At 55.3% G+C, this 8,290-nt stretch carries 9 protein-coding genes; 8 read left to right on the forward strand and 1 reads right to left on the reverse strand.

The features are described 5' to 3' along the window. Positions 1-80 precede the first annotated feature (80 nt). From U5L07_03155 to U5L07_03190, 8 genes are all read left to right on the forward strand, one after another. A complete protein-coding gene (locus tag U5L07_03155; protein ID MDZ7830730.1) occupies positions 81-2,210 on the forward strand; it encodes a copper-translocating P-type ATPase in 2,130 nt (709 codons plus the stop codon). Positions 2,211-2,320: 110 nt separating this feature from the next. Then, complete coding sequence (locus tag U5L07_03160; protein MDZ7830731.1) at positions 2,321-2,935, forward strand: multicopper oxidase domain-containing protein; 615 nt, start codon at positions 2,321-2,323, stop codon at positions 2,933-2,935. Positions 2,936-2,943: 8 nt separating this feature from the next. Further along, positions 2,944-3,333 (forward strand): hypothetical protein, encoded by a 390-nt coding sequence (locus U5L07_03165; protein MDZ7830732.1) that lies wholly within the window; start codon positions 2,944-2,946, stop codon positions 3,331-3,333. A 254-nt stretch (positions 3,334-3,587) separates the two neighbouring features. Next, positions 3,588-4,016 (forward strand): multicopper oxidase domain-containing protein, encoded by a 429-nt coding sequence (locus tag U5L07_03170; protein MDZ7830733.1) that lies wholly within the window; start codon positions 3,588-3,590, stop codon positions 4,014-4,016. Between the two features lie 14 nt (positions 4,017-4,030). Then, positions 4,031-4,822 (forward strand): copper resistance protein B, encoded by a 792-nt coding sequence (locus U5L07_03175; GenBank protein ID MDZ7830734.1) that lies wholly within the window; start codon positions 4,031-4,033, stop codon positions 4,820-4,822. Between the two features lie 617 nt (positions 4,823-5,439). Continuing rightward, a complete protein-coding gene (locus U5L07_03180) occupies positions 5,440-5,625 on the forward strand; it encodes a hypothetical protein (protein MDZ7830735.1) in 186 nt (61 codons plus the stop codon). Between the two features lie 1,700 nt (positions 5,626-7,325). Then, positions 7,326-7,514 (forward strand): 2Fe-2S iron-sulfur cluster binding domain-containing protein, encoded by a 189-nt coding sequence (locus U5L07_03185; GenBank protein ID MDZ7830736.1) that lies wholly within the window; start codon positions 7,326-7,328, stop codon positions 7,512-7,514. Continuing rightward, entirely contained in the window at positions 7,492-7,734 is a 243-nt protein-coding gene (locus U5L07_03190) for a hypothetical protein (GenBank protein MDZ7830737.1), read from the forward strand. Before U5L07_03185 ends, U5L07_03190 begins: the two co-directional genes overlap by 23 nt. A 259-nt stretch (positions 7,735-7,993) precedes the next feature. On the opposite strand, the gene U5L07_03195 is transcribed toward U5L07_03190, so the two are convergent. Then, on the reverse strand, positions 7,994-8,290 hold a 297-nt coding region (locus U5L07_03195), incomplete at its 5' end, for a hypothetical protein (GenBank protein ID MDZ7830738.1).

Here is an 8,290-nt window from a genome sequence, read left to right on the forward strand (position 1 = left end):
TTCACCTCACAGGATAAAAGTTTCCTCATTTACGGAAAATGGATTGCCGTAAATCAAAAGGACAAGAGCGGAAGAAAGTTATGATCACAGCATCGAATGGCAATCACACCTCACATAACCGGCAGAGCCAAGCCCATGAAAGCCACGGGACTACTCATCATCAGAGCAACAAAGCATCGGGCCGCCGGAATCAAGGCGCGCATGGCAGCGGACACGGTGGCCACGGGAGCCATCATGCCCATATGGTGGCTGATTTTAAGAAGCGGTTCTGGATATCCCTTGCCATAACCGTTCCCGTCCTTTTTCTATCTCCCATGATCCAGTCGTTTCTGGGTCTGGAAGAGCTTGGGTTCACAGGCGATCAATACGTCTTGTTTGCCCTGGCATCGGCGATTTTTTTCTACGGCGGATGGCCGTTTTTAACAGGGATCTTTGACGAGCTGAAAAAATTACAGCCCGGCATGATGACCCTGATCGCCGTTGCCATTGCCACGGCTTATATCTACAGCAGTGTCGTGGTCTTCGGACTTGCCGGAAAAGTGTTTTTCTGGGAGCTGGCCACCCTGATCGACATCATGCTGCTTGGCCACTGGATTGAGATGCGCTCGGTCATGGGCGCATCCCGGGCACTTGAGGAGCTGGCAAAGCTCATGCCCTCAGATGCCCACAAGGTAATGGACGACGGCAGCACAAAGGATGTTTCCATACAAGAAATACAGACCGGCGACCGGGTGCTGGTTAAGCCCGGAGAAAAAGTTCCCGTGGACGGCGAGGTCTCGGAGGGCCAGAGTGCTGTCAACGAGTCGATGGTCACCGGCGAGTCCAGGCCCGTTTCCAAAAGCGCCGGCACGCAGGTGATCGGCGGATCAGTCAACGGCGAAGGATCCTTGACGGTTACGGTGCAGAAAACCGGCAAGGACTCGTACCTGTCCCAGATGATCGACCTGGTGGAGCAGGCTCAGCAAAGCAAGTCCAGAAGCCAGGATCTGGCCAACCGGGCCGCGCTGTGGCTGACCATCATTGCGCTCACCTGCGGGGCGGTCACCCTGGTGATCTGGCTGGCCTTGATAGGAAGGGATTTCGCCTTTTCCCTGGAGCGCACGGTAACGGTGATGGTCATTACCTGCCCGCATGCCCTGGGTCTGGCTGTTCCCCTTGTGGTTGCCGTTTCCACCGCGCTTTCGGCCAAAAACGGTCTTCTGATCCGGAACCGGGCCGCTTTTGAGCGGGGGCGAAACATCGGGGCCATTATTTTTGATAAAACCGGAACTCTGACCGAGGGCCGCTTCGGCGTGACCGACACCCTGCGCTTTTCAGATGATTACAGCGAAGAGGCGCTGATTAGTTATGCCGCAGCCGTGGAATCCCAGTCCGAACACCCCATTGCCCGGGCAATCGCCGAAGCGGTGGAAAAACCGCAAAAGGCCGAAGACTTCAAATCGATTACAGGCAAGGGTGCACAGGCACGGGTTGAAGGCAAGGATGTGAAGGTTGTCAGCCCGGGCTATCTTCGGGAAAACGATTTATCCGTCGATGATAATCGGATTGACGAATTAAACGCCCAGGGCAAGACCGTTGTCTTCATCCTGGTGGATGAGAAGCCAGTAGGCGCCGTGGCGCTGGCTGACATCATCCGGGAGGAATCCAAACAGGCCATATCAAAACTCAAGAACATGGGCATCCAGTGCATGATGCTCACCGGCGATAACAAGCAGGTGGCTGCCTGGGTGGCAGAAGAAATCGGCCTGGATGACTATTTTGCCGAGGTGCTGCCCGAGGACAAGGCCAACAAGGTAAAAGAAGTCCAGTCCCGGGGTCTCACCGTGGCCATGACCGGAGACGGCGTTAATGACGCCCCGGCCCTGGCCCAGGCCGATGTAGGCATCGCCATCGGTGCGGGCACGGATGTGGCCGTGGAGGCCGCAGACATCATCCTGGTGAGAAGCAATCCCATGGATGCAGTCGCCATTCTGGACCTGTCCCGGGCCACCTACCGCAAGATGCTTCAGAACCTGGCATGGGCAACAGGGTATAACGCCTTTGCCATCCCTTTGGCCGGCGGTGTGCTCTATTCCTGGGGCATTCTTCTCTCTCCGGCAGTGGGTGCCATTCTCATGTCCTTGAGCACGCGTGATCGTGGCGATAAACGCCCGGTTTTTGAAGCTTTCGACATGAACCGGTGCAGGCAAGTGTCGGTCGGCCAATGCTAAGAAAATATGTAAGCACTCGTGATGGGGAAGAACATATTACGCGGGATAAAAAGGAGACACAGTTGTGAGAACACTCGGTTTGACGCGCCGCAATTTTATCAAGGGCGCCGGTGCGGGCCTTTTTCTCGCCGGGGTGCGGCTGTGCTCGGCCCCTGCCGGTATGGGCGGAATCACCGGACACCGGCATCGGTGCAATCCGGCCGCAGACGCGATACGATCTGACGATCGGGTATTCCCCGATCCGAATTGACGGGAAAAAGGGCGTTTCTACAGGTATTAACGGATCCGTGCCGGGACCTCTGGTTCGCCTGCGTGAGGGAGATGATGTCATCCTCAACGTGACCAATGACCTCCATGACACCGCCCATTCCTCCATACACTGGCACGGCATTCTCGTCCCTTTCCCCATGGATGGTGTGCCGGGGGTCAATTTTGCGGGCATCCCCCCGGGGGAGACCTACCAGTACCGCTATCATGTCAGGCAGGCGGGCACCTACTGGTATCACAGCCATTCGCGTTTCCAGGAGCAGACCGGCACATACGGACCGCTTGTGATTGATCCGAAAGACGGTGAGCCGTTTGAATACGATCGGGATTTTCCGGTTGTGCTCTCTGACTGGTCTTTTGAGAATCCGGAAGCCATCTTTCGCCACATCAACCTGGAGGGACACTATTACAATTACCAGCGGCGGACCGTGGAGATTTTTTCCGGCGATGTGCGATAAAAACGGGTTTGGCAAGACGCATCGACGAAATCGCCTGGCCTGGGGCAAAATGCGCATGCAGCCCCGTGGACCTGGCCGATGTGACCGCGCACACCTATACCTACCTGATGAACGGCCACTCGCCGGCAATGAACTGGACGGCGAATTTTGTCCCGGGCGAGACCATTCGCCTGCGTTTTATCAATGCGGCAACCACGACCAACTTTGACGTGCGGATTCCGGGGTTGGACATGGAGGTGGTCATGGCTGACGGCAAGGCGGTGGCGCCGGTCCCCGTGCACGAGTTTCGCATCGGGGTTGCCGAGACCTATGATGTGCTGGTGCGGCCGGAAAAAAACCGGGCTTTTACCATTTTCGCCGTAGTCTGGGCCGCAGCGGATACACGCTGGGAACACTGACCCCGGCAGCGGGGATGCAGGCTGAAGTGCCCAATTTGCGTCCACGCCCTGTGCGCAAGCTTGAAGATATCGGCATGGCAATGATGTCCGGCGGTATGGAGCACTGGCGGCACCAATAGCCAAAACCGGCCGGAACCCGATCCCGAATATTCCGGGACCAAACGGGCCGAAACCGTTTATGCCGGAAAAGAACACCAATGTGGCCATGGTCGTTCACAATCCACGCTACCGGCTGAACGAACCCGGTCTCGGGCTTGGATAAGGACGGCTGGCGGGTGCTGGTCTACGAGGATCTGGTCTCAACGGAACCACAGCCTTACAAGCATGCGGTTGACCGCGAGATGACCATCAATATTACTGCCAATATGGAGCGGTACATGTTTTCCTTTGACGGCATGAAATATACCGAACACCCCGGGCCCTATCTTTTCCGGCATAACGAGCGGCTGCGGTTGTTTCTGGTCAATCATACCATGATGGATCACCCCATCCATCTACATGGGATGTGGATGCAGCTGGAAACCGGGGCGAAAAAACCGCCTTTCAAGCACACGATCCTGACCAAACCCGGAGAGGTGGTATCCGCGCTCATTACCCCCATTGAGAAAGGAGACTGGGCGTTTCACTGTCATCTGCTCTATCACATGGAAGCCGGCATGTTCCAGGTTGTCCGGGTCGCCTGAGAAAGGAGAAGATAATGAAATTCAAAACAGGATCCGTGATGCGGGGGGCACCTTGGTTTCTGCTGCTTCTCTGCATTCCCGCTCTGGCGGCCGGACAGAATTCAAGCGCTTCGGGCAGCAGTCAATATCCGGCCGGCTATCATGAGACCGCACCCGGACCGCCTGCGGATGCGTCAATCCGAAAGTATGCCGATGATACCGGGCCGGAGGCGCGAAGAAACTTCGGCGTCCAGCCGGTCCATGACAATGAGATTTTTGCCGTTTTCCAGGCCGACCGTTTCGAATATCAGGCCATCGAAGGCGAAGATCTCATGCTTTATGACGTGATCGCCTGGATCGGTGAGGATTACAACAAGCTGTACCTGGAAAGCGAAGGTTCATGGCTGGTTGATGCCGAAGAGTTCGAAGAGGTTGAAGTCGAGTTGCTCTATGGACGAAATATAGCCTCCTTCTGGGATTTTCAGGTGGGCGTTCGGCACGATTTTGAACCCAACCCGGAACGAACCTTTGCCGCTGTCGGCATCCAGGGTCTTGCGCCGTATTGGTTCGAAGTCGACGCCACTGCCTACGTGAGCGAAGACGGTGATGTATCTGCCGGCTTAGAAGCAGAATACGATTTGCTGCTAACCCAGCGGCTGATTGTCCAACCGCGCCTGGAAACTGCGCTCGCGGTTCAGGAAGTGGAAGAATACGGGATCGGCCAGGGGTTTAATGATATCACACTGGGCCTCGTCAGGCTGCGTTACGAGATCCGCCGGGAATTCGCCCCTTATATCGGCGTTTTCCTGGAAGCGGAAACTGGGTGAAACCGCGGATCTGGCAGAAAAAGAAGGGAGAGGATACAGACGCCACGGCATTTGTGGCCGGAATTCGTTTCTGGTTTTAACACTCAGGCTGTCAACATCGCGACATGATTCCGGGAGACCACTTATCTATGGAGGGCGGAGCCATGAGAATCCGTGGGAATCGCGATCATCATTGTTCTAGTTATCGGCGGCCGGCGCGCTGCTGTACGCTTGGACCGGCTGGTATCATATCGGCGCCACCGGTGCCGCACTGGGATCATCACCAGCGGATTTATCGAAATGGCTGGGCGATCGCTCAATTGTTTCACAAAGCGGTGATATTCGTATGCCGGATCTGGATATAGCGGAAGTCCGGCGCCGTGCACTGCCCCATTATCACGGAAATGTGCCGGTACTGTCACGGCGCACCCGGGTATGGCCCGGAACGAATTTGCTTCAGGGCTTTACCCTTCGCCACCGGAGATGACAGACGGGCACTCGCAGGAGGAATGGAACAGTGCCCAGATTTACTGGATTATCAAGCATGGGATCAAGATGACCGGAATGCCGGCCTTTGGTCCTACCCATACTGACCGGGAAATATGGGACTGTAGCATCTTACCGAGCAGATGCCCCGCATGACGCCGGATCAATACGAACACTCACTGGAACAAATCTCCGCGGCTCAGGGGGATCAGGGGCACACGCATGGCGCCGGGGAATCACATGAATCTCAAAAACATGATGCGCAGGAAACCCTGAAGAGCATGAAAACGGACATCAACACTGAATATGACATGAATTTCGCCTTAAACCAAATTTGAAAGAGAGGCACTGTCATGGCAAACCATGGTACCTCTGGGAGTCCCGATACGATGACTTCATGTCAAGGGGCATCTGGTGGCGCCTCGCCCGGGGCACTCATTTAGCATCCAGACACCTGGCAATAGCAGGCAGAGCCCTTCTGGCAGCTGTTAAGATGGCTTTTATTGAAAAGAATTCCATTATGATTAATCTCAAATTGATGGGAGGTGGCAGTAAAATGGAACAAAAAATAAGAAACGACGACCGGAAGCGGCGAACATCTCCACATTCTTGGCTTCTGACAAGTCGCAGATAAACCGCCGAGCGTAAAGCGCAATCCGGCTTTTATCCCGTGTAAAGCAAACGACGAAAGCGAATACGGGAGAAGGACGCACGCTGGAATAAAACCTGCACTGACGCGATTATACCGGGCGCCGGACTGGCCGGCCTTGCAGGCGGCCATTCGATGCGGTTCGCCGGTAGGCCTCGGTGCTGGTTGTCGGCAAAACGATCAAAGCAGCGCCTATCGGGCCCATATCGGCGAAACTTCTGCTGTTCTTGAAGGCAGTCCGGCGAAGAGACGCTCAATCTGGCCAGAGCGCAAGGCCAGGCTTCCGGGAGCAGTATTTCGCGAAGAGGATGTTACGGCACTGGAGGACTGATGAAAGCAATTACATTGTCGACGTGGAAAGCGGCGCCCGGTTGAGTCCGCCGATGCCGCGGTTCTGGCCACTGGACACTTTCCTGGATAACACCCGGTCTGGCAAAATGAAAAAACGCTGGTCGGCAAGGGGCGTGAGTTATTTGCGTAGACCGTGACGGCCCTTTGTTCAGAGAACGAACCGGTGGCGGTAGCGGGCTGCGGGAGTGCGGCTGTCAGCGGCGCATTGACCATGGCGTTTTACACGGACGAAATCCACCTGGTTTGCGAGCAGCTTGAGGCGGGGGAGCATTTCGCCCGAGAACCCGCGCCAAAGTGCCAGAGAGGCTTCATGAAGGCCGGAAAGTCGAGAAAAATAAAGGGTGATGACCGGGTAGAGGGGTTGGTCTCCGTGATGACGGCACACGAACCGGCCGTTAACGGCCTGGTTCGATCGAACTGGCGGCGCGCAAGGGAGTCCGTCGGGCTTGCCGGCGGATCGGGGGCGACGCTTGATGAAGTCCATTGCAGTATGTCGCGGTCAATAAAAAGCAGGAAAACGATCCGGCCATGGCGCTTACGCCGCCTGGCGGGAAGATCGGCGGGCCGCCTGGCAGGCGGCGGTGAAATCGCGGGGCGAAGCGCCGCGTTGCCGGCATGGAGCGCGGCCCTGCGACGCGCCGTGAATTGAAACGGCAAGGGCATAACGCGATGTCCGGGAATTCAAAAACGGTTTCTTTACCGCCGACTAGCCGCGTCTCGTGGCGGCAGTGGTGGCCGGCTTATGGGGCGGTCTTGGCAAGGCAGCAGCCCGAAAATTCAGATGCCGCGGTATCGAGACTGACTCGGGAATGGCCGCAAACAGCTGAGCACGCCCCGGATATCCAATGGTTTAAAGATCAATGTGAAGATATCTGATCAATATGTCGAGCCGCAGGAAGGCGTATTAAGGAGTTTCCTGGCGCATTCTTCTGACCATGGTTTTCCTGGCGCCTTTTTGCCCTGGCCGCCTGGTCGGCATTTTTTCAGCGGCAGCGGCGAACCCGGAAATTCTGGAAATGATTCGAAAGGAGATGTCACATGGCGATAACAGTTGAATTCAAAACATCCGGCAAGACCGCACAATGGAATGACAGCTATGAAAGCCTGCTGGAACTGGCTGAAGAAAACGGGATTGAAATTGAACCGATGTGCAAGCTCGGGGTCTGCGGAACCTGTAAGGTGCGCTTATTTCCGGCAAGTGGATATGGAGGTCGAAGACGGGCTTGAAGATGAGGATGCTGCGGCCAATATGATTCTGCCGTGTGTGGCGGTTCCTTTGACGGACATCGTGCTCGTGAGATCTGATCTGTTATGTGGAGCGAAAAACATCAATGCCTTTTTGGCTGTCTTTTTCTGTTGCTGGTATTGGGATTTCTGTTCCACCAGAGTCAGACATTCGCCGGCAGTCTGCTGGGGCATGGCCTGGGCATCATTGGCAGCCTCATGATTCTGATGACCCTGATTTATCCGTTCCGAAAGCGGGTTTTAAAGAAAAAGGGCAGGCAGAATCTCTTTGAACAGCCATGTTACCTATGGTCTGATCGGCCCTTCCCTGGTCGCTGATCCATTCGGCGCATAAATTTTCGAGCTTAATCGGCATACTGGTTTTTTTATCGCTCGTTCTCGTTGTTTTCAGCGGCATTGCGGCTGCTACCGGTATAAAAAGGTCAATCTATCGCTTCGGGAGCAGAAACGGGATCAAAAGCTCATAAAAGCCCGGATTGAAAATCGCAAAGAAGAATGACACTGATTGTAAAGCTGATTAGACCTTGGATGAAGCAGAGACAGACACAGCCGGTGCTTCCGAAACTTATTCCCGCGAGGAAATGCTGGAAAATGCGGCGAGTGGCTTGATGAAGTGCGGACGCTTGCGGAAATCGAATATGCCACCCGGTTCTTCTACCGTTTAAAAACGGTTTTCTTCCCGATGGATCCGGATTCATTATGTCATCTCCGGTTTGCTGTTTGCGCTGATGATCGTTCACATCATGACAACCATTTAT

This window comes from Desulfobacterales bacterium (assembly GCA_034520365.1).
GTDB lineage: Bacteria > Desulfobacterota > Desulfobacteria > Desulfobacterales > Desulfosalsimonadaceae > M55B175.

What these genes read in the sequence shown, in the direction of transcription:
- U5L07_03190 (MDZ7830737.1), top strand. Translation starts at nt 7,492, where the DNA reads ATGGAGGTCGAAGACGGGCTTGAAGATGAGGATGCTGCGGCCAATATG.
- U5L07_03175 (MDZ7830734.1), top strand. Translation starts at nt 4,031, where the DNA reads ATGAAATTCAAAACAGGATCCGTGATGCGGGGGGCACCTTGGTTTCTG.
- U5L07_03155 (MDZ7830730.1), top strand. Translation starts at nt 81, where the DNA reads ATGATCACAGCATCGAATGGCAATCACACCTCACATAACCGGCAGAGC.
- U5L07_03180 (MDZ7830735.1), top strand. Translation starts at nt 5,440, where the DNA reads ATGACGCCGGATCAATACGAACACTCACTGGAACAAATCTCCGCGGCT.
- U5L07_03185 (MDZ7830736.1), top strand. Translation starts at nt 7,326, where the DNA reads ATGGCGATAACAGTTGAATTCAAAACATCCGGCAAGACCGCACAATGG.